Source organism: Roseococcus suduntuyensis (assembly GCF_014196305.1).
Classification (GTDB): domain Bacteria; phylum Pseudomonadota; class Alphaproteobacteria; order Acetobacterales; family Acetobacteraceae; genus Roseococcus; species Roseococcus suduntuyensis.
On the sequence record NZ_JACIDJ010000009.1, the window covers coordinates 93461 to 119935 of the forward strand.

Genomic DNA, 26475 nt, shown 5'->3' on the forward strand with positions numbered 1-26475 from the left:
CGGCTGTGGTGCCGAATAAGCTTGCACCCACCGTCCGGGTTTCGCTTCCATGACGCTCGATCGAATGGAGGCCTGCTCATGCACCGGCGTTCCCTTCTCACCACGGGTCTGTCCACTGGCGCGGCCCTGGCCTTGCCTGGGGCGGCCTTGCCCCGCCCCGCCCGCGCCGCCGAGCCCGTGGACGTGCTGCTGGTGCTGGCCGTGGATGTCTCGCGCTCCATCGACGAGGAGGAGGCCCGGCTGCAACGCGAGGGCTACCGCGAGGCGCTGGGCGACCCGCGCGTGGTGGAGGCCATCGGCCGCGGCATGATCGGCGCCATCGCCGTCGCCTATGTCGAATGGGCGGGCATCGAGTATCAGCGCCTGATCCTGCCATGGATGCGCATCGGGACCCAGGCCGATGCCGACCGCTGGGTGGACGCGCTGGCCGAGGCGCCGCGCAACTCGATTTCCTGGACCTCGATCTCGGGCGCGATCGACTTCTCGCGCCGCGTGCTGGCCGAGGCGCCCTTCGAGGGCACGCGCCGCGTCATTGATGTCTCGGGCGACGGGGTGAACAATTCCGGGCGCCCCTCGGAACTGGCGCGGGACGAGGCGGTGGCCGAGGGCATCGTCATCAACGGCCTGCCCATCGTGAACGACCGGCCCACCTTCGGCCGGATGCCGCCCATGCCGCTCGATCAGTATTTCGCGCAGCACGTGATCGGGGGCCCCGGCGCCTTCATGATCGTGGCCGAGGATTTCAACGTCTTCGCCCAGGCCGTGCGCCGCAAGCTGATCCGCGAGATCGCCTGAGTCCTGAATCTCGAACCGGACTTCGGCTTGACGGCGCGCGCGGGGCGGCCGGATATGGCGGCATGGACGCAGAGACCGGCGCCGGCGCGCCCCCCCGGCTGAGCCGCGCCCTCGTGCGCTGGACCTACCGCTTCGCGCTGGGCCGCGAGCCCGAGAGCGAAGCGGTGCTGGCCGCCTGGGCCGACAGCGACGATTTCACCGGCCTGCGCGAGGGCGTGCTGAGCAGCTCCGAATTCGTCACCCACGCGCTGGGCGGCTTCGTGGAGCGCGGCGGCTGGACGCTCGGCCCCGTGACGCCCGAGGCGGTGGCGGCGCTGCTGGCGCTGCGCGATGGCGTGCAGCCGGCACCCGATGACGTGGCGGCCACCCGCGCCGCCTGCGCGGACCTGCGCCGCCTGCGCCGCCTGCTGCTGGAGGCGCCGGAAATCCTCGCCCGGCTGCCCGCCCTGCCGGCACCCGCGGAGCGTGCCTTGCACCTGGCGGGCCGCCGCTTCGCCCTGCGCGCCCCCGCCGATGCCCCCGGCATGGCCGATTTCCCGGGCGCGGCGCCGCTGTTGGCGCGACTGTTGCGCGCCGCCCTGCCCGAGGGCGGTGAGGGCGCCGTGATCCTGGACGACGGGGCGGGCATCGGGCTTTCGCTGCTGGGCCTTGCCGCCGGCGCGCCCGGCCATGCCGCGCTGCTGGGCTTCGAGGCCGATCTGCACGCGGCCGCGCTGCTCTCGGCCCATATCGCGGCCAATGACCTGCCGCGCGCGCGGGCCATGGCCGTGCCGCTGGATGACCCCGAGGCATTGCTGGCGCGGGAAGGGCTCTCGCGCCTCGACGTGCTGCGCCTGGCGGGGCCGGGGGTGGGCGCGCGGCTGGCCGCCTGGGCGCCCGCCCTGGCCGCGCGCGGCACGCTGCTGGTGGTGGAATTCGACCTGGCCGAGGCGTTGGCCGACCCTGCCACCCACCCCCGCGCCGTCATCGAGGCCTGGCGCGGGCTCTACCCCCAGGCCACCGCCTTCACCCCGGGCGGCGAGGCTTATGGGCTGGAGGAGGAGGGCGCCGTCACCCGCTTCCTTCTGGGGGCGCTGGCGCGGCGCGCCACCCTGGTGCTTTCCACCGAGGCCGGCTTGCGGGCGGGTTTCTAGAGCAACATCCGACCGGATGGACCCATCCGGTCGCTGCTTTGGCTCACCCCGCCGCGCGGATCACCGGCGTCCAGCGCGCCTGTTCGGCCGCCACCCAGCCCGCGAGCTGCGGCTGGGCCACCCTTTCCGCGCGCACGAAGGCGGCCGCGTTCATCCGGTTCACGATGTCAGCCTCGTCCAGGATGGTGTTGATGGCGGCATGCAGCCGCTCCGCGATGGCGGGCGAGACGCCGGCGGGGGCGCAGAGCATGAACCAGTTCAGGCTGACCACATTGGGGAAGCCCGCCTCGGCCGCGGTCGGCACGTCGGGCAGGGTGGCCGCGCGCGTGGCGGAGGAGACGGCGAGGCCGCGCAGCGTGCCGCCCCGCACCGCCGCCACATTGCCCGCCGCCGTATCCCACAGCGAGATGGTGGTGTTGCCCAGCACGGCCGCCTGCGCCTCGGGCGCGCCGCGGAAGGGCACATGGACCATGCGCGCATCCGCCTGCATGCCGAACAGCGTACCCGTCAGGTGGCCCATGGAGCCGATGCCGGAGGAGCCGAAATTCATCGCCTCCGGCGCGCGGCGGGCGGCTGCGGCGTATTGGGCGAGGTTGGTGATGGGGCTGTCGGCCTTCACGGCGCAAAGGATGGGCGCGCCGGCCATGAGCGAGATGTAGGTGAAGCTGCGCGCGCTGTCATAGGCGAAGGCGCCGCCCGACTGCATCTGCGGCAGCAGCACCAGGGGCCCCGGGGTGGTGACCAGCAGCGAATAGCCGTCGGCCGGCTGGTTGGCCGCGAAGCCCACGCCCACCGCGCCGCCGCCGCCCGCGCGGTTGTCCACGGTGAAGGGCTGGTTGAACATCTGCTCGAGACGCTGGGCCACCGGCCGCACCATGATGTCGGAGGCGCCGCCAGCGGTGAACGGGATGGTGATGCGGACGGGCCGCGTGGGCCAGGCCGGCTGGGCGGCGACGAGGGCGGGGGTGGCCAGCAGCGGGGCAGCGGCCAGGAGGGTGCGACGGTTCATCATGCGCCCGGCCTTGCAAAAAGCGTGCAAGCGGCGTGGGGCGAGACGATGCGCGGATTTCGTGCCGGCGCCCCCCGCACAGCCCGCCCAGCGCGTCGGCAGGCTGCGCGCGCCGTGGGCAGTTCAGGCGGCGGGTATGATGGGGCTGAGGCGCCCGCCCATCCGCAGCGGCTCCGCCCGCCGGGCCAGCCCCGTGGCGTCCTGCGTCTCGACGAAGAGGCCGCAGAGCGTGGCCTCGCCCTCGGCCGGCGCCAGCCGCTCGCCGGGCATCTTGCGCCAGAAGCGTAGCGAGGCGCCGCCCTTTCCCATGCCGATCACGCTGTCATAGTCGCCGCACATGCCCGCATCGGTCTGGTAGGCGGTGCCGCCGGGCAGGATCTGGTGGTCGGCGGTCGGCACATGGGTGTGGGTGCCGACGACGAGGCTCACCAGCCCGTCGAAGGAATGGCCGAAGGCCTGTTTCTCGCTCGTCGCCTCGGCATGCACGTCAATGATGGCGGCCTGGATGGTCTGGCCGAGCTTGTGCTTCGCCAGCTCCGCCTGGACCGCGCGGAAGGGGTCGTCCAGCGGGTCCATGAAGAGGCGGCCCATCACGTTCACCACCAGGGCGCGCCGGTTGCCTGGCACCTCCACCACCACGGCTCCCTGGCCCGGCGTGCCGGGGGGGAAGTTGATGGGGCGGATGACGCGGCGCTCCTCCTCCAGGTAGGGGATGATCTCGCGCCGGTCCCAGGCGTGGTTGCCCAGCGTGATGACATCGGCGCCGGCGGCCAGGAAGGCGCGCGCCATGTCGGGCGCCAGGCCGAAGCCGTGGCTCGCGTTCTCGCCATTCACCACCACGAGGTCGAGCGCCAGCTTCGCGCGCAGCCCCGGCAATTCGCGCACCAGCGCGTCGCGCCCCGAACGGCCCACCACATCCCCGAGAAAGAGCAGCCTCATGCGCGGGGGCCGGTGGCGGGGGCGGGTCTGGAATCGGGCATGCGGTGTTCTGGCCGCCGCCCGCGGGCCGCGCAAGAGCGTGCCGTCATCGCAGGAAGATGGCCGCGGCCAGCAGCGCCGCGCCGGCCAGGATGGCGCCCGCGATCCAACGCCCCGCCGCGCGGATGGCGTCGGGCTGGGCCGTGGGCGGGAGGGCCTCGGCGGGCTCGGCCTCTAGCCGGCGCAGCGTGGCGCGCAGCAGGCGGGGCGCGTCCTCGCTGACCCGCCCCAGCTCCCAGGCCAGGGATTGCAGGATGGGCCACCAGCGCTCCGGCGAGAGGCGCGCGCGGGCGATCCGCAGCGTGGCGCGGCGCATGGCGTCCGACAGGTCGAAGCCGGGCGCGATGCGCGTCACCACGCCATCCAGCGTCACCATCGCCTTGAAGGCCAGCAGCAGGTCGGGCGGGAGGGTGACGCCCTCCTCGCGCAGCAGCGGCAGGAAGTCGGCCACCATGTCGGCCAGCACCACGCGCCCGCCGCCATGGCGCGCCACCAGCCGGTCCGCCACGGCGCGCAGCCGGGCGCGGGGCACCTCCCCACCTTCGGACCAGGCGGCGAGCACATCGGCCAGCAGCGCGGGGTCGCCCGCCGCGAGGGATTGCACGAAGCCGATGAACTCCTCCCGCCGCTTGGGCGAGACATGGCCGATCATCCCCATGTCCAGCAGCGCGATGCGGTTGCCGGGCAGGCAGAGCATGTTCCCCGGGTGCGGGTCGCCATGGAAGCGGCCATGGATGAGTACCATGTCGAGCACGATGTCGGCGCCCAGCGCGGCGATGGCTTCAGGATCAATGCCGGCCGCGCGCAGCGTGTCGCCATCGCGCGGCGGGATGCCGGCGATGTGGTCCATCACCAGCAGCGTTTCCGAACTCCAGGCCCAATGGATCTCGGGCAGCACCACGCGCGCATCGCCCGTGAAATCAGCGCGCAGGCGGTCGGCGTTGCGGCCCTCCTGCGTGAAGTCGAGTTCCGCCAGGATCGCATCGGCCAATTGGCGCGTCAGGGCCACGGGGCCGAAGCGACGGGCCTCGGCGCTGGTCGTCTCCAGCGCGGCGGCGAGCTGCGCCATCAGCCGCAGGTCGGATTCCACACGCGGGCGAATGCCGGGGCGACGGATCTTGAGCACCACCTCGCGGCCATCCCGCAGGCGGGCGCGGTGCACCTGCGCCATGGAGGCGGCGGCCAGCGGCGTGGTGTCGATGCTGGCGAAGGCTTCTTCCGGCGGCTGGCCCAGTGCCGCCTCCACCGCGGGGCGCAATTCCTCGAAGGGCAGGGTGGGGGCGTGGCTGTGCAGCCGCTCCAGCTCCTGCGTCCATTCGGGCGGCAGCAGGTCGCCGCGCATGGCCAGGATCTGGCCGAGCTTCACATAGGTGGGCCCCAGCGCCTCCAGCGCCAGGCGCGTGCGGACGGGCAGGGTTCGCGTCTCGCCCGGCGCGCCCTCGGAAGCGGCGCCGCGTTCCAGGCCTAGACGTGCCAGCAGCACGCCCAGTCCGAAGCGCGAGGCGATGCCCACCACCTCCTGCAACCGCGCGCGGTCACGCCGGGAGAGCAGCAGCGAGCCGATCATGGCGTGGTCACAGTTCGAGCCTTGGCCCGTTCTCGTCGCGCTCCAGCACGAAGGCATAGGGGTGGGGCATGCCGCGCATGTCCATCAGGCCGAGCACCGTGTTCGCGTCCACGCGGGCGAAGTGGTCCATGACGGCAATCTGGTCGTAGATCATGGTCGCGGTCGGGCGGCCGCGATATTCCACCATCCGCAGCCGCGCCCGGGGCTCGCGCGTGCGCAGCAGCAGGCGCGAGGCCGCGACCACCCGCGCCAGCCGCGCCGCCCGCGGCACCCACCCCGCCAGCGAGAGCGGCAGCCGCCCGGGGTCCATGGCGAAGACCTCCGTGCGGTCCTGGTTGTGCATGAGCAGGGGATGGACCTCCTCCGCGCTGGTGAAGAGCTTGCCATACCAGCCCGAGGCCTCCAGCAGCCCGTCCATGGGGTGGCCGGTCGTGATCTCGAAGCCCTTCCAGCGGCCCAGCATGTCCTCGGCTGCCACCGGCGCCAGCGCGTCGAAGAGGGCGGGCAAGGCGGCGGGCGTGGCGCGGCGTTCGCGCAGAATTTCGGCGATGTCCGGCATGGGGTGTCTCCTGGCTGCCCTCCATCAAGCCTGTCCCGGCGGGTGGGTTGCAGCCGGCGGTCACGCCCCGGTTCGCAGCAGCCCCGCCTCGGTGGCGATGGCCGGCAGGCGGATGTCGTGCGGGCCGGTGGGCAGATGCGGCACTTCCTGGAAGGCATAGGCGATGCCGATGCAGGTGGCGCCAGGCAGGGCGGCCAGGGTGCGGTCGTAATAGCCGCCACCATAGCCGAGCCTGGCGCCCGTCCGGTCGAAGGCCAGCAGCGGCACGGCCAGCCAGTCGGGCGTGAGGGTGGCTCCCTCTGCCGGGAATTGCGTGCCGAGCGGGCCGCGCGCCATGGGCGCGCCGGGCGCCCAGGCGCGGAATTGCAAGGGCTGGCCGCGCGGGGGCGTCAAGGGCAGGGCGAGTGTATGGCCGCGCGCGTGCAGCGCCTCCAGCAGCGGGCGAATGTCGGGTTCGCTGCCCATGGGCCAGAAGCCCGCCACCACGGCGCCGGGCGGCGGCGGCGCCTCGGCCAGGATATGGGCCGTGATGCGCGCGCCCAGCGCCGGGTCCGCGGCGGCGCGGCGGGCCAGGGCCTCGCGGCGCAGGGCAGCCTTCGCGGTGTCCATCATCGGCCCGCGTCCGGCCGGCGGCGGGTGTTTCCAGGAATGCGGTTCATAGCCATGCGGCGAGGCTGCCGTAAAGCCCCGCACCCCGGCAAGGCCGGGCCGGATTTCCGGGAAGCGGCCACCCTGGTCCAAGCTGTTCCCATCCGAAGGGAGCGAAACATGCCTGAACAATCCTTGCCGCCCGGCCATGCGGTGGTGCTGGGCCTTGGCCTGATGGGCTGCGACATCGCGGCGATCTTCCTGGCCGGCGGCTGGCACGTGACGGCGGTGGAACCGCGCGAGGCCGCCTGGCCCGCGGCGCGCGAGCGCATGGCGCGCGCCGTCGCGCAACTGGGCGGGGCGGCCGCCGAGGCGAAGATCGCGGCCGCGCCCGACGCGGTGGACTACAGCGACGCGGCCGTCGTGATCGAGGCGGTGCCGGAGAACCTGGCGATCAAGCGCGACATCTTCGCGCGGCTGGACCATCTGGTGCCGGCGGGCGTGCCCGTGGCCACCAACGCCTCGGGGCTGCGCGTCACCGACATCGCGGCCGGCTGCGCCACGCAAGCGCGCATGGCCAACCTGCACTTCTTCCTGCCCGCGCACCTCGTGCCCGGCGTGGAGGTGGTGCGGGGCGAACACACGGACCCGGCGGTGTGCGAACGCCTCGCGGCCATCATGGCGGCGCTTGGCCGCAAGCCCATCATGGTGGCGCGCGACGTGCCGGGGTTCCTCGCCAACCGCCTCCAGCACGCGATGATGCGTGAGGCCTTCGCCGCGATCGAGGAAGGCCTCGCCTCGGCCGATGATGTGGACGCGGCGGTGCGCTACACCTTCGGCTTCCGCTACATCGCCGGCGGGCCGATCTTGCAGAAGGAGCTGGCGGGGCTGGAGACGCAACTCGCCGCCGCCAGTTCGATCTACCCTTCGCTCAACACTTCGCCCGAGCCATCGCCGGGGCTGCGCCGGCTGGTGGAGGCGGGCCACTACGGCGCCAAGACCGGCCAGGGCTTCCGCGACTGGCCGCCCGAGCGCGTCGCGCGGGAGCAGGCGCGCTACGAGGCGGCCCTCCAGGCGGCGCTCAGCGTGCTGCGCGAGGCCGATGCGGATTGATGCAAACACGGCGCGGCTTGGCCTTGGCGGACAAGCGGGGATAGCATCCGGGCAACGACAACGAACCGGAGGAAACACGATGACCACTCGCCGCCAACTGGCGGGCGCGGGAATTGGCCTGCTCGCCGCCCCCGCCGCGCTGCGCGCCCAGCCCGCCTGGCCCACCGAGAAGCCCATCCAGGCCATCGTGCCCTATCCGCCTGGTGGCGGCGTGGACGTGATGACGCGCCTCGTCCTGCCGGTGGTCGAGAAGCACCTGCCCGGCGCGCGCTTCGTGGTGCAGAACCGCGCGGGCGCGGGCGGGCAGATCGGCTTCGAGGCGAGCTTCAATTCCGCCCCGGACGGCTACACCATCGGCGCCGTGGCCGTGCCGGCCATCAACACCATCCCGCGCGAGCGCGCGGCGCGCTACCGGCCGATGGACTACACCTTCCTGGCCAATGTGGTGGACGACCCCAACACGATCTTCGTGCCACCCAACTCCCCCTTCCGCACGCTGGGCGACCTGGTCGAGGCCGCGCGCGCCCGTCCTGGCCGCATCAACTACGGAACGACTGGCGTGGGCTCGGACGACCACATCCTGATGTTGGCACTCCAGGCCCAGGCGCGGCTGGAACCGCTGGAGCACGTGCCCTTCGCCGGCGCCGCACCCCTGCTGGCGCAGGTGCTGGGAGGGCATATCGAGGTGGGCGTCGGCAATGTCGCCGAAATCCTGGGCGCGATGCGCGAGGGCCGGGTGCGGGCGCTGGGCCAGGCGGCGGCCGAGCGCTGGTCGGCCGCGCCCGATCTTCCCACTTTCCGCGAGCAGGGCTTCGACCTGGTGGCAGGTTCCGCGCGTGGCATCATCGCCCCGCCCGGCCTGCCCGATGCCATCCGGCAACGCCTTGAACAGGGCTTCCGCGCGGCCCTGGCCGACCCGGACTTCCTGCGCGACGCGGCCCGCGCCTCGCTGCCGCTGCGCATCGCCGTCGGCGCCGATTACCGCCAGTTGGTGCAGGAAGTGGACAACCGCGTGCAGGAGCTGTGGCAGATCAGGCCCTGGGGGCAATAGGGCGGGAGGCGGTAGGGCGGGACGCGTTGAGGCGGAATCACCGAAAACGCTGAAGCCCGTTCTCGACAAGGGCTGGAGCATGTTGCGTGAACGCGGCCTGTTCCAGGGCAAGGCTAGGTGGCCGGGGTGGCGTGGCCCCGGTCGCCTTCCTGGCAAGCCGCACGCCCTTATTGCAAATGACTCGCAATATCAGTATGGGGCGGGACACCGGCGGGGCCATTCGCGCACCCGTCATCTCCCGATGTCGAAAGGCTGGCCCCGGCATGTCCCCGATCCGCAGACACTTCCTCCTCGGCCTCGTCGCGGCCGCGGCCCTGCCGCGCATCGCCTCCGCGCAGGCCGGCACGCGGACATTGCGCCACGGGCTGGGCGAGACGACCCTGCCCACGAACCCGCGGCGCGTGGCGGTCTATGACATCGCGGCCCTCGACATCCTCGACGCGCTGGGCGTCGAGCAGATCGTGGGGATCGCGGGCAACACCTTCCCCGAGCACCTGGCGAAGTATCGTGACCGCCGCCACCCGCGCCTCGGCACGTTGTTCGAGCCGGATTACGAGGCGCTGGCCGCCGCGCGGCCGGACCTGATCCTGGTCGGCGGGCGCTCCGCCGCGAAATACAACGAGGTCTCGCGCATCGCGCCCACCATCGGCATGCACGCGGGCAATGCCGACTACCTCGACCGCGTCATCGCGAACACCACCCTGCTGGGCGACGTCTTCGCCCGCGAGGAGCGGGCGGCGGCGCTGGCGGGGCGGCTGCGGCAATCGGTCGCGGCGCTGCGCGGCGTCACCGCCGGTCGCGGCCGCGGGCTGATCGTGCTGACGACCGGCACGCGGATGAGCGCCTATGGCCCCGGCTCGCGTTTCGGGATGATCCACACCGACCTGGGCGTGCCGGCGGCGGTGCCGGATCTCTCGGTCAGCCTGCATGGCCAGTCCATCGGGTCCGAGTTCATCCAGCAGGCCAATCCGGACTGGCTCTTCGTCGTGGACCGCGATGCGGCGATCGGCCGTGGCGGCGCGGCGCGGCGGGCGCTCGACAACCCGCTGGTGCGGCAGACGGCGGCGTGGCGGGAGGACAGGGTGCTCTTCCTCGACCCGCTCAACTGGTATCTGGCGCCGGGGGGCATCCAGTCCACCCAGCTCATGGTGGGGGAGGTCGGCCGCGCCTACGGCGTCGGCTGAGCGGTGCCGCGTTTCGCGCTGGCCCTCGCGCTGACGGCGCTGCTGGCCGTGGCCAGCCTCTTCGTCGGCGTGGGCGAGGTGACGCCCCGCGCGCTGCTGTGGCCCGCTCCGGGGCAAGATGCGCTCCAGCTCCTGCTGGTCAGCCGCATTCCGCGCACGCTGTCCATCGTGCTGGCGGGTGCCGCGCTGGGCGTGGCGGGCCTCGTGATGCAGTTGCTGGCGCGCAACCGCTTCGTGGAGCCCTCCACCGCCGGCACCGCCGAGGCGGCGAGCCTCGGCCTGCTGGCGGCCATGGTGCTGACGCCCGAGATGCCGATCCTGGGCAAGATGCTGCTTGCCTCGGGCTTCGCACTCGCGGGCACGGCGCTGTTCCTCGGGCTGCTGCGCCGCATTCCGCTGCGCTCCGTGCTGGTGGTCCCGTTGATGGGGCTGATGCTGGGCGCCGTGATCGATTCCGTGACCACCTTCCTCGCCTATCGCTTCGACATGCTGCAATCGGTGAACGCCTGGACGGCGGGTGATTTCTCGGGCGTGCTGGAGGGGCGGTATGAGCTGCTCTGGGTGGCCCTCCTGCTCACACTCGCCGCCTATGCCGTGGCGGATCGCCTGACCCTCGCCGGCATGGGCGAGGCCTTCACCACCAATCTCGGCGTGAACCACGCGCGCATCCTGGCACTCGGCCTCGGCATCGTCGCGATGGTGACGGCGGCGGTGGTGGTGACGGTGGGGATGATCCCCTTCCTGGGCCTCGTCGTGCCCAACCTGGTCAGCATGTTCATGGGCGATCATGCGCGGCGTTCCATCCCCTGGATCGCGGTGGCGGGCGCCGCCTTCCTCCTGGCCTGCGACCTGCTGGGCCGCCTGCTGCTGTACCCCTACGAGATCCCGGTCGGCACGGTGGCCGGCGTGATCGGCGCGGCGCTGTTCCTGCATTTGCTGTTCCGGCGCGATGCGCGGCTGGCCTGACGTTCCGCGCGCCTCGCCCCGTGCCGTGCTGCTGGCCCTGGGCCTGGTGGCGGCGCTGTGCATCGCGCTGTTCATGACGCTGGGCGTGCAGGGCAGCTGGGCCTTCGTGCTGCCCTTCCGCGCCGGCAAGGTGGCGACGATGCTGCTGGTGGCCTGCGCCATCGCCGTCTCCACCGTGCTGTTCCAGACCGCGACGGGCAACCGCATCCTGACGCCGGCCATCATGGGCTTCGACTCGCTCTATGTTCTGATCCAGACCTGCCTCGTGTTCTTCATGGGCTCGGCCGCGATGGCCGCCGCGGACCGCCGCCTCACCTTCGCGGGGGAGACGGCGGCGATGGTCCTGTTCTCCGCCCTGCTGCATTGGGTGCTCTTCTCCACCGCGCGCCGCAGCCTGCACATGCTGGTGCTGGCGGGGGTGGTGCTGGGCGTGCTGTTCCGCAGCCTCGCCGCCTTCCTGCAGCGCGTGATCGACCCCAACGAGTTCGCCTTCCTGCAGGACCGCTTCTTCGCCAGCTTCAACAATCCGCATGGCGGGCTGCTGATGGTCTCCGCGCTGGCCATGCTGGGTGCCGCGCTGCTCGGGCTGCGGGCGATGCGCAGCTGGGACGTGCTGGCGCTGGGGCGCGAGACGGCCATCGGCCTCGGCGTCGCGCACCGGCGGGAGGTGACGCGCATCATGGCGATCGTCGCGGTGCTGGTGTCGGTCTCCACCGCGCTGGTCGGGCCCGTGACCTTCCTCGGGCTGCTGGTGGCGAACCTCGCCTATGCGGTGATGCCCTCCTTCCGGCATGTGCATGTGCTGCCGGCGGCCATCCTGCTGGCCGTCATCAGCCTGGTGGGCGGGCAGATGCTGCTGGAGCGCGTCTTCGCCTTCGACACGAACCTGCGTGTCATCATCGATTTCCTGGGCGGCCTCACCTTCATCGCCCTGTTGCTGCGGGGGAGGGTGCGATGATCGAGGCGCTGGGTGTCACGTGCCGCTATGGCGCGACGGTGGTGGTGGACGATGTCACCCTGCGCCTGCCGGCGGGCGGCATCACCTCCATCATCGGTCCCAATGGCGCGGGCAAGTCGAGCCTGCTCTCCGTCATCAGCCGGCTGCTGCCCGCGGCTTCCGGGCGGGTGCTGGTGGATGGGATGGACGTGGCGGTGACGCCGGGCGACGTGCTGGCGCGCCGCCTCTCCAGCCTGCGGCAGGACAACCACCTCCCCGCGCGGCTGACGGTGCGCGACCTGGTCGCCTTCGGCCGCTACCCGCATTCGAAGGGAAGGCCGACGGCCGCCGACCGCCCGCATGTGGAACGCGCCATAAGCTATCTCGGGCTGGAGGCGCAGGCCGATCGCTTCCTGGACGAGCTCTCCGGTGGGCAGCGCCAGCGCGCCTTCATCGCCATGGTGCTGTGCCAGGACACCGACTACGTGCTGCTGGACGAGCCGCTGAACAACCTCGACATGCGGCACGCCGTCGCGATCATGCGCCTGCTGCGCCGTGCGGCCACGGAACTCGGCAAGACCATCGTGCTGGTTCTGCACGACCTCAACTTCGCCTCCTGCCATTCCGACCGGATCGTGGCCATGCGCGAGGGGCGCGTGGTCATGCAGGGCCCGCCCGAGGCCATCATGCGGCCCGAGGCGCTGCGCGAGATCTTCGACATCGAGGCGAGCGTGCATGAGATCGGCGGCGACCGCATCGCGGTCTTCTACCGTTGAGCAAGGTTGACCGGCTGGCAGGCCTTTATTAAGAATGACTCGCAATCGCATTAGAGGGGCCGCTTCCATGCATGAGTCGACACGCGCAACGGGTGGCATGGCCGCCATCGCCAGCTTGAGCCTGGGCGCGGCCATGGTGAGCGGCTTTGCCCTGGCCCAGTCGCCATCCCCCGCCATGTCCATCCCCGAGGTGGCGATCGAGGCCGGCACGGCCAACGCCCCCCTGCGCGCGCCCACGGGCAATCCGCGCCAGCCCGGCACGGTGCGCGACGTGCCGCAGACCATCACCGTCGTGCCGCAGCAGGTGCTGCGCGAGCAGAACGTCACCACGCTGGACCAGGCGCTTCGCAACGTGCCGGGCATCACCTCCACCATCGGCGAGGGCAATGGCGGCGTGAATGGCGACCAGTTCCGCATCCGCGGCTTCTCGGCCCAGAACGACGTGCTGATGGACGGGCTGCGCGACTTCGGTTCCTACCAGCGCGACGCCTTCACCTATGAGGACGTGCAGGTGCTGAAGGGGGCGGGGGGCCTTGCCATCGGCACCAGCGCCATCGGTGGCGGCATCAACGTGAACAGCCGCATGCCCAGCCTCACCAACCGCGCCGCCTTCGCGATGACGGGCGGCATGGGGCCCTATGGCCGCTTCACCGCCGACGTGAACCGCGCGATCAGCGACACCGCCGCCATGCGCCTCAACCTGATGGGCCAGCACAGCAGCCTGGTGGGCCGGGACGGGCAGGACACGCGGCGCTGGGGCATCGCGCCTTCCGTCGCCTTCGGCATCGGCACGCCCACCACCTTCTCGCTGGAATACCTGCACTACGAGGACCGTCGGACGGTGGACAGCGGCATGCCCATCGTCTTCTCCGGGCCGGGGGCCATCGGGCGCCCCGCCTCCGAATACGGCGTGCGGCGCGGCAACTGGTATGGCATCCAGAACGACCGGGACGATGTGACGGTGGACCGGCTGACCGCCCGCTTCCAGCACCGCTTCGACAACGGCATCACCTTCAACAACGACACGCGGCTGATGCGGGTGGACCGCACCACCGCGCTGACCGTGCCGAGCTGCCCGGGCGGCGCCACGGCGGCCGCCTATGCCAACAGCTGCTCGGGCCAGTTCTTCCGCGGGCTGAACCCGGTGCTGACCTATGGCGGCGGCAGCAACGCGCCCTTCCAGCAGATCAACCGCGCCATCCAGAACGTCACCAGCGTGACGGCGCGCTTCAACACCGGCCCGTTCCGCCATGAGCTGGTGGCGGGTGTGGATGTGGCCCATGAGGTGGTGGAGCGCCGCGCCTTCCCCTATGCCTCCACCCGCCCGTCGGTGCGGCTGCTCAGCGGCTACACGAACAACGAGCTGACGCTGGATACGGGCCCCGCGAACAACCTGCGCGAGACGGTCTCCACCAATCTCGGCCTCTTCGTGAATGAGCGGCTGTGGCTGCTGCCCACGCTGTCGGTCTTCGGCGGCTTCCGCTGGACGCATTTCGACCTGGACTATCGCGCGGGCACCCCGGGGGCGGCGCCCACCACCGCCATCAACATCCGGGAGAACTACCTCGACCCGCGGATGGGCGTGATCTTCGAGCCGACGCCGGCGCAGACCTACTACTACTCCTACTCCACCTCCACGACGCCGCCGGGCACCTTCTTCACGACCTTCCCCGCGGCCGTGAACAGCTTCAACGCGGGCTTCCAGCCGGAGCGCAACACCACGCACGAGATCGGCGCGCGGTTCGAGCTGTTCAACGGCCGGCTCGGCCTCAGCGCCGCGCTCTTCCAGTCGGAGAAGGGCAATGCGCTGGTGCAGGACGCGGCGGACCCCACCTCGCTGATCCAGACCGGCGACCGCCAGCGCGTGCGCGGGGTGGAGCTGGGCGTGGCCGGGCGCATCACGCCCGCCTGGGCCGTCCATGCGGCCTACAGCTACATGGACAGCGAGACGACGCGCTCCACCACGCCGGCCAATGTCGGCCGCCGCGTCCAATATGTGCCCACGCACGCGGCCTCGCTCTGGACCACCTATGACATCGCGCCGGGCGAGCGGTGGAACCTCACCCTCGGCGGCGGCGTCACCTGGCGCGACCAGGTCTTCCTGACGGCCGACAACACGGCCGAGGTGCCGGCCAATTTCAGCTTCGACGCCATGGTGCAGCACCGCGTGCACGAGAACCTGACGGTGCGCGTGAACGGCTACAACCTCACCGACCGCCGCAACTACGACGCGCTGTTCGGCAACCGCGCCACGGTCGCGGCGGGGCGCACCGTTCTGGTCACGGTGGCGGCGGAGTTCTGAGCGCGTGCTGGTCCTGATCCCCCAGCTGCTGACGCAGGCCGAGGTCGCGTATTGCCGCGAAAGGCTGGAGGCCGCGCCGTGGATCGACGGCAAGGCCACGGCCGGGCAGCAATCCGCGAAGGCGAAGTTCAACCTGCAGGTCCCGCAGGATTCGCCGGAATGCCGGGAACTGGGGGAGCTTGTGCTGCGCGCGCTGGGCCGCAACGCGCTGTTCGCCACGGCCGCGCTGCCGCTGAAGGTCTTCCCGCCCCTGTTCAACCGCTATGACGAGGGCATGACCTTCCGCGCGCATGTGGACAACGCCATCCGCCCGGTGCCCGGCACCGGGCAGCGTATCCGCACCGATGTCTCCTCCACCCTCTTCCTCTCGCCGCCCGACAGCTATGACGGCGGCGAACTGGTGATCCATGACACCTATGGCCGGCACGAGGTGAAGCCCGAGGCGGGCGACATGGTGGTCTATCCCGCCACCAGCCTGCACAGCGTGAACCCCGTGACCCGTGGCAGCCGCTGGGCCTCCTTCTTCTGGACCCAGTCCATGGTGAAGGAGGATGCGACGCGCGCGCTGCTCTACGACATGGACATGGGCATCATCGCCCTGCGGCGCGACCTGCCGGACGACCATCCGGGCGTGCTGGCGATGACCGCGGCCTATCACAACCTGCTGCGGCATTTCGTCGAGATGTGACGCGTCTCACACCGCAGGCCGCGTGAGGCCCAGGTGCTCGCGCAGCGTCCGTCCTGTGTAGTCCGTGCGGAACAGCCCGCGCGCCTGCAGGATGGGCACCACCTGGTCCACGAAATCGTCGAAGCCGCCGGGGAAGTAGGGCGGCAGGATGTTGAAGCCGTCCGCGGCATCGGCCTCGAACCATTCCTGCAGGGTGTCGGCCACCTGCACGGGCGTGCCGCACACCACCCAATGCCCGCGCGCCGCGCCGGTCAGGTTGTGCAGGTCGCGCCAGGTCATCCGCTCGCGCCGGGCCTTGGAGAGCATGGCGCGCGCGAAGCCGTGCGAGGTGTCGGGCAGGGGCAGATCCGGCACGAGGTCGTCCATGGCGAAGCCCGAGACATCCATGCCCAGCCGGTTCCGCAGCATGGTGGCCGCGTTGTCTCCGGTGACGAAGCTCTGCAGCGTGTTGAGCTTGTCACGCGCCTCGGCCTCGGTGGCGCCCAGCACGGGCATGACGCCGGGCAGCAATGCCACCTCCCGGCCGTCGCGGCCGAAATCGGCCATGCGGGATTTCAGCGCGGCCCAGGCGGCACGCGCCTCGCCCAAATCCTGCACCACCGAAAAGACCACATCGGCCGTGCGCGCCGCCAACGACAGGCCCGGTGGCGAGGAGCCCGCCTGGATGATGACGGGCCGCCCCTGCGGTGAGCGGCTGGCGTTCAGCGGGCCCTTCACCTGGAAGAAGCGGCCCTTGTGGTCCAGCGTCCGCACCTTGGACGGGTCCACGTAGAGGCCCGTCGCGTGGTCGGCCACCACCGCGTCGTCATCCCAGCAGTCCCAGAGGCCGCGCACCACGTCCACGAATTCCTCCGCCACCTCGTAGCGGGCGTCGTGGCGCGGGTGCTCGCGGCCGAAATTGGGGCCGGCGCCTGGCTCGCTGCTGGTGACCGCATTCCACGCCGCGCGGCCGGAGGTGAGGTGATCCAGCGAGGCGAATTGCCGCGCCAGGTTGTAGGGCTCGTTGTAGGTGGTGCTGGCGGTGCCGCCGAGGCCCACATGCGTGGTGGTCCCGGCCAGCGCGGCCAGCATGGTCAGCGGCTCGAAGCGCACCAGGAAGGAGGGATGCGCGCCCATCTGCGCCGAAAGCCCATCGCCCACGAAGAGCAGGTCGAACTTCCCGCGCTCGGCCGTGCGGGCGATCTGCTGCACGACATCGAGGCGCACGAAGCTGTCGGCGGCGCCCGGATAGCGCCACCCCGCGATGTGGTTGCCGGTGCCGAGGACGAAGACGCCCAGATGCATCTGCCGGTGTGTGCTGGACATTCTTTCCCCGCCTGCCTGACGAAGCGCCGATCATGGCGCCGGCGGGCCGGCACGGCTGCCCCGGTGCATGGCCGCCACGTCAGTTCGCCGCACAGGAAATGCCCAAATGAACATCTGTTGGTGCGCGTTTCGCCTCGCGTGCGGGCAGATGTCCTGATGGTAAGCATATGCGCAGGGCGTAGGCCGTTGTGCGCGTTTCGGGCATCGCTTCAACTTCCCTCCGGAAGATGAGGGACGCCCCATGATGCACCGTCTGCTCCGCTGCGCGCGCCTTGTGCTGCTTCTCGCCGCCGCACCCCTGATGGCCAGCGCGCAGACCGCGCCGCGCCCCCTGGTCTGGGGCGATACCCTGCCCGCCACGCTCGACCCGCACGCCATCTTCGACGTGCCGAGCCAGTTCATCCTGCTCAATGTCTATGACGGGCTGTACCGCTACCAGGGCAACCCGCCGCGCCTGGAGCCCTGGCTCGCGGAATCGCACACCGTCTCCGCGGACGGGCTGACCTGGGAGTTCACGCTGCGCGCCGGCGCGAAGTTCCACGACGGCAGCGAGATCACGGCCGAGGACGTGGTCTATTCCTTCCGCCGCCTGCTGGCGATGCGCCGCGCGCCGGCCGCCGCCTTCACCCCCGTGCTGACCGCCGAGGCGGTGACGGCGGTGAACCCCCGCACCGTGCGCTTCGTGTTGAGCCGCCCCTACGCGCCCTTCCTCTCCGCGCTGCCGCTGGTGGCGGTGGTGAACCAGCGGGTGCTGGCGCCGCATGTGGCGGGCGATGACTGGGGCAGCGCCTGGCTTGCCGCCAACAGCGCGGGCTCTGGCGCCTATCGCGTGAACGCCACCAACTACCAGCCACGCGTTTCGCTCGACCTGGAGCGCTTCCCCGACCATTTCAGCGGCTTCGCCGGCAACCCGCGGCCCATCGAGGCGGTGCGCGTGCGCCCCGTGCTCGAAACTTCCACCCGCGTGCTGGCGCTGCTGCGTGGCGAGATCGACGCCACCGACAGCTACCTGCCGGCCGACCAGGTGGAGCGCGTGGACCGCAACCCCACCACCCGCGTCGCGCGCGACGAGAGCATGCGCGTCTTCATCATTCGCATGAACAACCAGCGCCCGCCCTTCGACAACCACGACGTGCGGCTCTGCCTCGCGCATGCCTTCAACTACGAGGGTTTCAACAACGTGGTGCTGCGCGGCTTCGTGGCGCGCAATGCGGGCCCCAACCCCAACAACCTCTGGGGCAACCCCGAGAACCTGGCGCCCTATGCCTTCGACCTGGCCCGCGCCCGCACCCATTGCGACCGCGCGCGGGCGGCGGGCGTGGACCTCTCCCGCCCCATCGAGATCCATGTGCAGAACGAGCTGCAGCAGACCACCCAGGCCGCACAGCTCTTCCAGTCCGACCTGCGGCGCATCGGCATCAACCTGCGCATCGTGCCCAACACCTGGCCCAACATCACCAGCGCCACGGCGCGCGCCGAGACCACGCCGGACATGTGGATCCACTGGGTGTCCACCTACTTCGTGGACCCGGAGAACTGGATCGGCCAGATGTATGACAGCCAGTTCCATGGCACCTGGAAGGCGTCCTCCTGGTACACCAACCCGAGGGTGGACACGCTGCTGCGCGCCGCCCGCGAAAGCCTGAGCCAGGAGGAGCGCCAGCGCCTCTACGCCGAGGCGACCGCGCTTGTGGTGGCCGACAGCCCGGACATCTGGGTCTACAACACCGTGAACCTGCGCGGCCTCTCGCGCCGCGTCTCGGGCTACAGCTTCTCGCCCGTCGGTTCGGGCGGCGAGGTGCGGCTGATGTCGCTGGAGAATTGAGGGCAGGCAGGTGGCCCTCTACATCCTGCGGCGCATCGCGCTTTCCATCCCGGCGCTGCTGGGGTTGATCTTGCTCACCTTCGTGCTCTCGCGGGTGGTGCCCGGCGACCCGGCGGCGACACTGGCGGGCGATGCCGCCACGCCGGCGCAGATCGCGCAAATCCGTGCCCAGTACGGGCTGGACCGGCCCATCCTGGAACAGGCGGTGATCCATGTGCGGCAGGTGCTCTCGGGGGATCTGGGCAATTCCATCTTCTCCGGCCGGCCTGTGGCGGAGGAGATCTGGCAGCGCCTGCCGGCGACGCTGGAGCTGACCTTCGTGGCGCTCTTCCTCGCCACGCTGTTCGGCATAGGGCTCGGCCTCGTGGCGGCGCTGGACCACAACGGGCCGCTCGATCACCTGGTGCGGGTGGTGTCGGTGGGCGGGCTGGCCATTGCCTCCTTCTGGCTCGCCATCATGTTGCAGCTTCAGTTCTCGATGGAGTGGAACCTGCTGCCGCTGCGCGGGCGGCTGGACGTGGCGCTGGGCCAGGTGCCGCGACTGACGGGTTTCATGCTGTTCGACACGCTGGCCGCGGGGCGCCCCGACATGTTCCTCGACGCGCTGCGCCACCTGGCGCTGCCCGCCTTCACGCTTGCGCTGCCGGGCCTTGCCACCATCGCGCGCTTCACCCGCAGCGGCGTGCTGGAGGTGTTGCAGAAGGACTATGTGCTCTACGCGCGCGCGGCGGGCTATGGGCGCTTTCGCCTCGCCGCCATCTATGTGCTGCGCAACGCCGTGACCGTCACCGTCACGCAGGTGGGGCTGCTGTTCGGGGCGCTGGTCTCGGGCGCGGTGGCGGTGGAGGCGGTGTTCGACTGGCCCGGCCTCGGCACCTATGCCGTGCAGGCGATCCTCTCGGCCGACTACAAGGCGCTGCTGGCCGTGACCCTCGTCATCGGCGTGGTCTATGCGGTGGTGAACGTGGCGGTGGACGTGGCGCAGGCCGTGATAGACCCCCGCGTGGCGGACCAGTGATGCTGACCGCGCTGCGCCATTTGCTGCGTGATCCTGTCGCCGCGCTGGGTCTGCTGATCGTGGTCTTTGCGCTGTTTGTCGCCATCTTCGCGCCCTGGATCGCGCCGCGGCCGGAGGACGCCTTCGAGAGCAACATCATGCTCCGCCTGCGCCCGCCCTCGGCGGAATTCCCCTTCGGCACCGATGATCTCGGGCGGGACATCTTCTCGCGCGTCATCCTCGGCACGCGCAGCGCATTGATCGTGGCGGTGTCGGTGGTGCTGGCGGCCATCCTCATCGGTGTGCCCATCGGGCTCGCGGCCGGCTGGCGGGACGGCTGGCTGTCGGAGGTGCTGATGCGCGTCACCGACGTGTTCCTGGCCGTGCCGCAACTGATTTTGGCGCTCGCGCTCGGGCAGCTGCTGGCGCCCGGCCTGACCACGGCCATGGTGGCCCTGGCACTCACCTACTGGCCCTTCTTCGCGCGCACCGTCTTCGCGGAAACGCGGCGGCTGCGCGGCGCGCTGTTCGTGGACGCGCTGGCGGGCATCGGCGCGCATCCCATGCGCATCCTGCTGCTGCACGTGCTGCCCAATGCCGCGCCGGCGGTGCTGGTGCGCGCCACCATCGGCATGGGCTTCACCATCCTGACCGCGGCGCTGCTGGGCTTCCTGGGCGTGGGCGCGGCACCCCCCACGCCCGACTGGGGCCTGGCCGTGGCCGAGGCCCGCCAGCACCTGCCCGATGCCTGGTGGTACGCGACCTTCCCGGGCCTCGCGATCATGCTGCTGGTGCTGGGCTTCAACCTGCTGGGCGACGGGCTGCGCGACGCGGCCGATCCCCGCCTGCGGCGGAGCCGCAAATGAGAAGCTCGTCGGAGCCGGAAGTGACGGACGCGGCACTCACCATCGAGGACCTCGCCGTGCAGCTGCGCAGTCGCGGCGAGGTGGCGGACATCCTCGACGGCATCACCCTCACCGTCCCGCGCGGCAGCGTCACCGGCGTGGTGGGCGAGAGCGGCTGCGGCAAATCCACGCTGCTGCGCGCCATCCTGGGCATCCTGCCGGGCCGGGCCACCACGCCGCGTGGCCGCATCCTCTTCGAGGGGCGCGATATCCTGCCCGCCCGCGCGGCCAAGCCCCATGGGCGCATCGGCTTCGTCCCGCAGGATCCTTATCTCTCGCTGAACCCCGTCTTCCGCGCGGGCGACCAGATCCTGGAGATCATGCGCCGCCACGCCCCCGGCACGCGCGCCGAGCACCGCGTGAAGCTGGTGGAGCTGTTCCGCGCCGTGCAACTGCCCGACCCGGAGGCGGCCCTGCACAAGTATCCGCATCAATTCTCCGGCGGGCAGCGGCAGCGCCTGTTGATCGCGGCGGCGCTGTGCTGCGACCCGGCGCTGATCGTGGCGGATGAACCGACCACCGCCCTCGACGTCACCACCCAGCGTGAAATCCTGGGCCTGCTGCGCGAGCTCGTGCGGGCGCGCGGCCTGTCCATGCTCTTCGTCACGCATGACTTCGGCGTGCTGGCCAGCCTCTGCGACGAGGTGAGCGTGCTCTACGCCGGGCGCGTGGCGGAAAGCGGGCCCACGCGCGCCGTGCTCGACACGCCCACCCACCCCTACACGCGCATGCTTCTCTCCTGCCATCCGGACCGCGCGGTGGAGCTGCTGGGCATCCCGGGCGCCGTGCCGCCCGCCACCGCGCAGCCCGCGGGCTGCCGCTTCCACCCGCGCTGTCCGGTGGCCCAGCCCGATTGCCGCAGCGAGGTGCCACCCCTGCTGCCATGGCCTGGCGGGCGCGCCGTGGCCTGCCCGCACACCGCGCGCATGGAGGCGCACGCCCTTGCCTGAACTGCTGCGCGCCGAGGCGCTCACCACCGATCTCGGCCGCCGCGCCGGCTTTCTCCGCCCCGCCGTGTCGCTGCGCGCGGTGGACGGCGTCACGCTCTCCATCGCGGAGGGCGAGGCCTTCGGCGTGGTGGGCGAAAGCGGCTGCGGCAAGACCACGCTGGCGCGCACGCTGCTGGGCCTGCAGCGTGAGGCGGCGGGCGAGATCACGCTGGCCGGCCGCCGCGTCTCGGGCCTCGCCCCCGCCGAGGCGCGCCGCCTGCGCGCCGACATCCAGTATGTCCACCAGGACCCGGGGGCGGCGCTCGATCCCTGGTGGCGCGTGGGCGCAACCTTGGACGAAGGGCTGCGCATCCATGGTGTCGGCGATGCGGCCGAACGCGCCGCGCGCATCGCGGAGATGCTGGCCGCGGTCGGCCTCGATGCGGATTTCGGGCAGCGCTACCCGCATGAGCTTTCGGGCGGCCAGCAGCGGCGCATCGGGCTCGCGCGCATCCTGCTGCTGCGGCCGAAGCTGGTCATTCTGGACGAACCCACGGCGGGGCTGGACCTCTCCGTGCAGGCTTCGGTGCTGCGGCTGTTGGCGGAACTGCGTGCGCGCTTCGGGTTGACCTACCTCTTCATCTCGCACGACCTGACGGTGGTGCGTCGCGTCTGCGACCGGGTGGCGGTGATGTATCTCGGCCAGGTGGTGGAGGAAGGCCCGGCGGAAGCCCTTTTCGCCCGCCCCGCGCACCCCTATACGCGCGCCCTTCTCGCGGCCGCGCCGCATCTCGACGGCCGCGCCGCGGGGCCTTCCTTGCCAGGGGAGCCGCCCTCGCTGCGCCGCATCCCCGCAGGCTGCCGCTTCCATCCGCGCTGCACCCGCGCCAGCGCCCTCTGCGCCGCGCAGACGCCGCCCACGGAGGCCGCCGGCCCCGCGCACCATGTCGCCTGCCACCATTGGCGGGAGGCGGCATGAGCTGCGACGCCGTCACGCTCGAGATCATCCGCGGGGCCGCGCGTGCCGCCCAGGCCGAGATGGAGGCGCTGCTGGAACGCACCGCCATGTCCGCCTTCATCCGCGAGAAGAAGGACTTTTATACCGCGCTGTTCAACGCGGACGGCGCCATGGTGGTGGGCAGCGACCTGCCGATCTTCGGCGACATCGTACGGCCGGTGGCCCAAAAGTTCCCGCTGGAGACGATGCGGCCGGGCGACCTCTACTGGTACAATGACTGCTACGGCAGCCAGGGCGCCGTCTCCCACACCAACGACCAGGTGTTCCTGGCCCCCGCCTTCCTGGACGGGGCGCGGGTGGGCTTCGTCATGGGCTGGGCGCATTTCTCCGATGTGGGGGGGCTGCGCGCGGGCTCGCTCAGCCCCGACGCCACGGACCATTTCCAGGAGGGCATCATCATCCCGCCCGTGCGCCTCATGCGCGATGGCGAGACCAATGACGCGCTGCTGGAGGTGTTCTGGCGCAATGGCCGCTTCCCCACCCAGTCACGCGGGGACACGCGCGCGCTGATGGCGGCCGTGCGCCTGGGCGAGCGCCGCCTGGAGGAGATCGCGCGGCGCTTCGGCGCCGGCATACTGGCCGATGCCTTCGCGCAACTGCTTGCCCGCACCGAGGCGGTGGTGCGCGCCAAGCTGCGGGATGCCTTCCCCGTGGGCACCACGCGCTTCAAGGACGCGATTGATGGGGACGGGCAGGGCAATGGTCCCTTCCGCCTGCGCCTTGCACTCACCCGCAGCGAGGACGACCGCTTCGTGCTGGACACCACCGCCACCGATGACCAGGCGCCCGGCCCCGTGAACTTCCTCATGCACCCGGACGTGCCGGGCATGGCGCTCGGCCTCTACTTCCTGCAGGGCGAGACGGGGCAGGTGCTCAACGCCGGAGCGCCGCGCGCGCTGGACGAGGTGCGGCGGCGCGAGGGCTCCCTGCTCGCGCCCCGCGCGCCCGCGCCGCTGGGTTTGCGCGGCATCACCATGATGCGGCTGCTGGCCGCGCTGCACGGGCTGGTGGCGGTGGCCCGCGGCGGCGAGGCGCCCGCCGCGCACTCCGCCTATGTCGTGCTGGCGCTGCGCGGCGCGCATGAGGGCAAGCCCTTCCTGATGAGCGATGGCGTGGGCGTGGGCTATGGCGCGCGCCCCTTCGCCGATGGCACGGACGCCGTCTACTTCGTCGCGCAGGAGAACTACCCGGCCGAGTTCATGGAACACTCCTACCCCGTCCGCCTGCACCGCTACGCGCTGCACGAGGATTCGGGCGGGGCAGGGCGCTTCCGCGGCGGCTGCGGGGTGGTGCGCGAGTATGAAATCCTGGCCGAACAGGCGGTGCTGGCCATCCGCCTCGACACGGTGAAGAACCCGCCCTGGGGCGTGGCCGGCGGCATGAGCGGGGGCGTGGGCGCCGCCGTGGTCAATCCCGGCACGCCCGGGGAACGGCACCTGCCCAGCCTCTCCGACGGCACGGTGCTGCGGCGGGGCGACATCCTGCGCCTCAGTACCGGCGGGGGCGGGGGCTGGGGTCACCCGCATGACCGCCCGGCCGAGGCGGTGCTGGCCGATATGCGCGGCGGCTTCGTCAGCGCCGAGGCCGCGCGGCGCGACTATGGTGTGGCGATCACCGATGGCGCGCTGGACGAGGTCGCCACGGCGCGGCTGCGCGCCCAGCGCCCGCTCGCCGGCGCCTTCCACCGCGGGGCCTACGCCGATGCCCTCGACTGAACGCCCGCTCCTGGCCGCGGTGGACATCGGCGGCACCTTCACCGACATCACCCTCCAGGAGGCGACGACGGGCCGCGCCTGGACGGCCAAGACGCCCTCCACCCCGCGTGACCCGTCCGAGGCCTTCCTCACCGGGCTGCGCCTGGCGCTGGAGCTGGCCGGCCGCGCGCCCGGCGAGATCGGCCGCGTGCTGCACGGCACCACCGTCGCCACCAATATGATCCTGGAGGGGCGGACGGCGCGCACCGCCCTCGTCACCACCACGGGCTTCCGGCATGTGCTGGAGATCGGCCGGGCCGACCTGCCGCGCCGCGACAACCTCTGGGCCTGGGTGAAGCCGCGTCGGCCCGTCCCGCCCGAACATGTCTTCGAGGTGGAAGGCCGCATCGCCGCCGACGGTGACGAACTCGCGCCGCTGGACGAGGCGGGCGTGGCGGCGGCGGCCCAGGCCATCGCGGCCATGGGCGCGGAGGCGGTGGCCATCTGCTTCCTGCACGCCTACGCCAACCCGGCGCATGAGCTGCGCGCGGCCACGCTGCTGCGCGGGTTGCTGCCGGGGCTGGCCATCACCGCCTCGACCGAGGTGCTGCCGGTGCTGCGCGAATACGAGCGCAGCATGGCCGCCGTGCTGAACGCGGCCGTCATGCCCGCCGTCTCGACCTATATCGCGCGGCTGCAGGCGCGGCTGGCCGAGGCCGGCATCGCCGCGCCGCTGCTGCTGATGAAGTCCAATGGCGGGGTGGCGGGGGCGGCGTCCATCCGCCGCAGCCCGGCGCAGACGGCGCTCTCCGGCCCCGCCGCGGGGGTGGTGGGCGCGCGTGCCATGGCCGCGGCGGAAGGGGTGGCGGACCTCATCACCGTGGATATCGGCGGGACCAGCGCGGATATCTGCCTCATCGAGGGCGGGCGCATCGGCCTCACGCAATCGGGCCGCATCGGGCCCTGGCCGTTGCCGCTGCCCATGCTGGACATGGTGACGATCGGCGCGGGCGGCGGTTCGCTCGCACGCGTCGGGTCGGGCGGCCTGACGGTCGGCCCGGCCAGCGCGGGCGCCGAACCTGGCCCCGCCTGCTACGGGCGCGGCGGCACGGAACCCACCGTCACCGACGCGCATCTCTACCTGGGCCACCTGCCGCCGCGCCTGCTGGACGGGCGCATGGCGCTGGACCCCGCCCTGGCCGAGGCGGCGCTGGCGCGGGTGGCGGGCCCACTCGGCCTCTCGATGGAGGCCACGGCGCGCGGCATCCTGGCCATCGCCGACAACAACATGGTGGGCGCCATCCGCGTGGTCTCGGTCGAGCGGGGGCATGACCCACGCGGCTTCGCGCTGGTGCCTTTCGGCGGCGCGGGGCCGCTGCACGGGGCGGCGCTGGCCGATCTGTTGGGCATGCGGACCGTCCTGGTCCCGCCGGCGCCGGGGGTGCTCTGCGCCCAGGGGCTGGTGGCGGCCGATCTGCGCGCGGAGTTCAGCCGCAGTCTGGCGCGCCCCCTGGACGCCGTGACGGACGCGGCGCTGGAGGCGGGCTTCGGCGCGCTGGAGGCCGAGGCCGCCCAATGGTTCGCCGAGGAGGCCGTGCCCCCCGAGGCGCAGTCCCGCAGCCGGGCGGTGCTGATGCGCTATGCCGAGCAGGGCTTTGAGCTGCCCATCCCCTTCGCCCCGGTCGCGGCGCTGGGCCGGGACTTCGCCGCCGCCCACCAGGCCCTCTATGGCTTCGACCTGCCGGGCATCGCCATCGAGGTGGTGACATTGCGGGTGACGGCGACCGGCAAGCTGCACGCATTGCCGCCCCTGCCGCCCAGCGGCGGCGATGTGGCGGCCGCCACCCTGGGCACGCAGGCCATGCGGCTGGAGGGCCGGGTGGCCGAGGCGCCGGTCATCGCGCGTGCGGGGCTGGGCGTGGGGGCTTCCGTGGCCGGCCCCGCGATCATCGTGCAGCTCGACGCCACGACGCTGGTGCCGGAAGGCTGGCGCGCGGAGGTGGGGGCCACGGGCGCGCTGCTGCTGCGGCGCTGAGTGCTTCCGCTCGGCTTGAAGACGCTTTAGGCTCCAAACCCAATCAGTTCTAGCTCCGACGCGGCGTTGTGTGATTCAAGCTTTGTGTTGAGCGGAGCATGATCATGGCGGGCGAGTTCTG

At 71.7% G+C, this 26475-nt stretch carries 23 protein-coding genes; 17 read left to right on the forward strand and 6 right to left on the reverse strand.

All coding sequences use genetic code 11. The annotated features are described in order from the left end of the window. Window positions 1–78: 78 nt before the first annotated feature. Together GGQ83_RS18875 and GGQ83_RS18880 are read left to right on the forward strand one after the other, a co-directional pair. Window positions 79–795 carry a DUF1194 domain-containing protein gene (locus tag GGQ83_RS18875; RefSeq protein WP_184386536.1) on the forward strand — a complete coding sequence of 239 codons (717 nt, stop codon included), beginning with the start codon at window positions 79–81 and terminating at the stop codon, window positions 793–795. A gap of 62 nt (window positions 796–857) precedes the next feature. Continuing rightward, a complete protein-coding gene (locus GGQ83_RS18880) occupies window positions 858–1928 on the forward strand; it encodes a hypothetical protein (RefSeq protein ID WP_184386537.1) in 1071 nt (356 codons plus the stop codon). Between the two features lie 43 nt (window positions 1929–1971). On the opposite strand, the gene GGQ83_RS18885 is transcribed toward GGQ83_RS18880, so the two are convergent. The 5 genes from GGQ83_RS18885 to GGQ83_RS18905 form a co-directional block, all read right to left on the reverse strand. Further along, complete coding sequence (locus GGQ83_RS18885) at window positions 1972–2937, reverse strand: Bug family tripartite tricarboxylate transporter substrate binding protein (RefSeq protein WP_184386538.1); 966 nt, start codon at window positions 2935–2937, stop codon at window positions 1972–1974. A gap of 123 nt (window positions 2938–3060) precedes the next feature. Continuing rightward, a complete protein-coding gene (locus tag GGQ83_RS18890; protein WP_184386539.1) occupies window positions 3061–3876 on the reverse strand; it encodes a TIGR00282 family metallophosphoesterase in 816 nt (271 codons plus the stop codon). Between the two features lie 85 nt (window positions 3877–3961). Further along, window positions 3962–5482, reverse strand: coding sequence for an ABC1 kinase family protein (locus GGQ83_RS18895; RefSeq protein ID WP_184386540.1), 1521 nt, complete (start codon window positions 5480–5482; stop codon window positions 3962–3964). 7 nt (window positions 5483–5489) lie between these two features. After that, the gene (locus GGQ83_RS18900) at window positions 5490–6041 is read right to left on the reverse strand and encodes a DUF4334 domain-containing protein (protein ID WP_184386541.1); all 552 of its coding nucleotides are present in this window, start codon (window positions 6039–6041) and stop codon (window positions 5490–5492) included. A gap of 60 nt (window positions 6042–6101) precedes the next feature. Beyond that, the gene (locus GGQ83_RS18905) at window positions 6102–6653 is read right to left on the reverse strand and encodes a 5-formyltetrahydrofolate cyclo-ligase (RefSeq protein ID WP_184386542.1); all 552 of its coding nucleotides are present in this window, start codon (window positions 6651–6653) and stop codon (window positions 6102–6104) included. 156 nt (window positions 6654–6809) lie between these two features. Between GGQ83_RS18905 and GGQ83_RS18910 the strand changes: the two genes are divergently transcribed. The 8 genes from GGQ83_RS18910 to GGQ83_RS18945 all read left to right on the forward strand — a co-directional run bounded on the left by GGQ83_RS18910 (window position 6810) and on the right by GGQ83_RS18945 (window position 15646). Continuing rightward, the gene (locus tag GGQ83_RS18910) at window positions 6810–7742 is read left to right on the forward strand and encodes a 3-hydroxyacyl-CoA dehydrogenase family protein (protein ID WP_184386543.1); all 933 of its coding nucleotides are present in this window, start codon (window positions 6810–6812) and stop codon (window positions 7740–7742) included. A 79-nt stretch (window positions 7743–7821) separates the two neighbouring features. Next, window positions 7822–8793 (forward strand): tripartite tricarboxylate transporter substrate binding protein, encoded by a 972-nt coding sequence (locus tag GGQ83_RS18915; protein ID WP_184386544.1) that lies wholly within the window; start codon window positions 7822–7824, stop codon window positions 8791–8793. A 263-nt stretch (window positions 8794–9056) separates the two neighbouring features. Further along, window positions 9057–9977 (forward strand): siderophore ABC transporter substrate-binding protein, encoded by a 921-nt coding sequence (locus tag GGQ83_RS18920; protein ID WP_184386545.1) that lies wholly within the window; start codon window positions 9057–9059, stop codon window positions 9975–9977. A 3-nt stretch (window positions 9978–9980) separates the two neighbouring features. Continuing rightward, on the forward strand, window positions 9981–10943 hold the full coding sequence (locus GGQ83_RS18925; RefSeq protein WP_184386546.1) for an ABC transporter permease: 963 nt from the start codon (window positions 9981–9983) through the stop codon (window positions 10941–10943). Next, a complete protein-coding gene (locus tag GGQ83_RS18930; RefSeq protein WP_184386547.1) occupies window positions 10927–11901 on the forward strand; it encodes an iron chelate uptake ABC transporter family permease subunit in 975 nt (324 codons plus the stop codon). Before GGQ83_RS18925 ends, GGQ83_RS18930 begins: the two co-directional genes overlap by 17 nt. Beyond that, on the forward strand, window positions 11898–12656 hold the full coding sequence (locus GGQ83_RS18935) for an iron ABC transporter ATP-binding protein (RefSeq protein WP_184386548.1): 759 nt from the start codon (window positions 11898–11900) through the stop codon (window positions 12654–12656). The genes GGQ83_RS18930 and GGQ83_RS18935 overlap by 4 nt, the downstream gene beginning before the upstream one ends. 97 nt (window positions 12657–12753) lie before the next feature. Next, window positions 12754–14958, forward strand: coding sequence for a TonB-dependent receptor (locus GGQ83_RS18940; RefSeq protein ID WP_184386549.1), 2205 nt, complete (start codon window positions 12754–12756; stop codon window positions 14956–14958). A gap of 4 nt (window positions 14959–14962) precedes the next feature. After that, window positions 14963–15646, forward strand: coding sequence for a Fe2+-dependent dioxygenase (locus GGQ83_RS18945; protein WP_184386550.1), 684 nt, complete (start codon window positions 14963–14965; stop codon window positions 15644–15646). A gap of 6 nt (window positions 15647–15652) precedes the next feature. Here the strand turns inward: GGQ83_RS18945 and GGQ83_RS18950 are convergent, their stop codons facing one another. Further along, entirely contained in the window at window positions 15653–16951 is a 1299-nt protein-coding gene (locus GGQ83_RS18950) for an LLM class flavin-dependent oxidoreductase (RefSeq protein WP_184386551.1), read from the reverse strand. Between the two features lie 241 nt (window positions 16952–17192). Here GGQ83_RS18950 and GGQ83_RS18955 point away from each other — a divergent pair, with 241 nt between their 5' ends. The 7 genes from GGQ83_RS18955 to GGQ83_RS18985 are packed head-to-tail and all read left to right on the forward strand — an operon-like array spanning window position 17193 to window position 26354. Further along, window positions 17193–18776 (forward strand): ABC transporter substrate-binding protein, encoded by a 1584-nt coding sequence (locus GGQ83_RS18955; protein ID WP_184386552.1) that lies wholly within the window; start codon window positions 17193–17195, stop codon window positions 18774–18776. A gap of 10 nt (window positions 18777–18786) precedes the next feature. Next, window positions 18787–19794, forward strand: coding sequence for an ABC transporter permease (locus GGQ83_RS18960; protein ID WP_184386553.1), 1008 nt, complete (start codon window positions 18787–18789; stop codon window positions 19792–19794). Beyond that, entirely contained in the window at window positions 19794–20639 is an 846-nt protein-coding gene (locus GGQ83_RS18965; protein ID WP_184386554.1) for an ABC transporter permease, read from the forward strand. The genes GGQ83_RS18960 and GGQ83_RS18965 overlap by 1 nt, the downstream gene beginning before the upstream one ends. Next, window positions 20636–21628 carry an ABC transporter ATP-binding protein gene (locus GGQ83_RS18970; protein WP_184386555.1) on the forward strand — a complete coding sequence of 331 codons (993 nt, stop codon included), beginning with the start codon at window positions 20636–20638 and terminating at the stop codon, window positions 21626–21628. The genes GGQ83_RS18965 and GGQ83_RS18970 overlap by 4 nt, the downstream gene beginning before the upstream one ends. Then, window positions 21621–22586, forward strand: a complete 966-nt coding sequence (locus tag GGQ83_RS18975; RefSeq protein ID WP_184386556.1) for an oligopeptide/dipeptide ABC transporter ATP-binding protein — start codon at window positions 21621–21623, stop codon at window positions 22584–22586. The genes GGQ83_RS18970 and GGQ83_RS18975 overlap by 8 nt, the downstream gene beginning before the upstream one ends. Beyond that, window positions 22583–24340, forward strand: a complete 1758-nt coding sequence (locus tag GGQ83_RS18980; protein WP_184386557.1) for a hydantoinase B/oxoprolinase family protein — start codon at window positions 22583–22585, stop codon at window positions 24338–24340. The genes GGQ83_RS18975 and GGQ83_RS18980 overlap by 4 nt, the downstream gene beginning before the upstream one ends. Beyond that, on the forward strand, window positions 24327–26354 hold the full coding sequence (locus tag GGQ83_RS18985; RefSeq protein ID WP_184386558.1) for a hydantoinase/oxoprolinase family protein: 2028 nt from the start codon (window positions 24327–24329) through the stop codon (window positions 26352–26354). The genes GGQ83_RS18980 and GGQ83_RS18985 overlap by 14 nt, the downstream gene beginning before the upstream one ends. The last annotated feature ends 121 nt before the right edge of the window (window positions 26355–26475 follow it).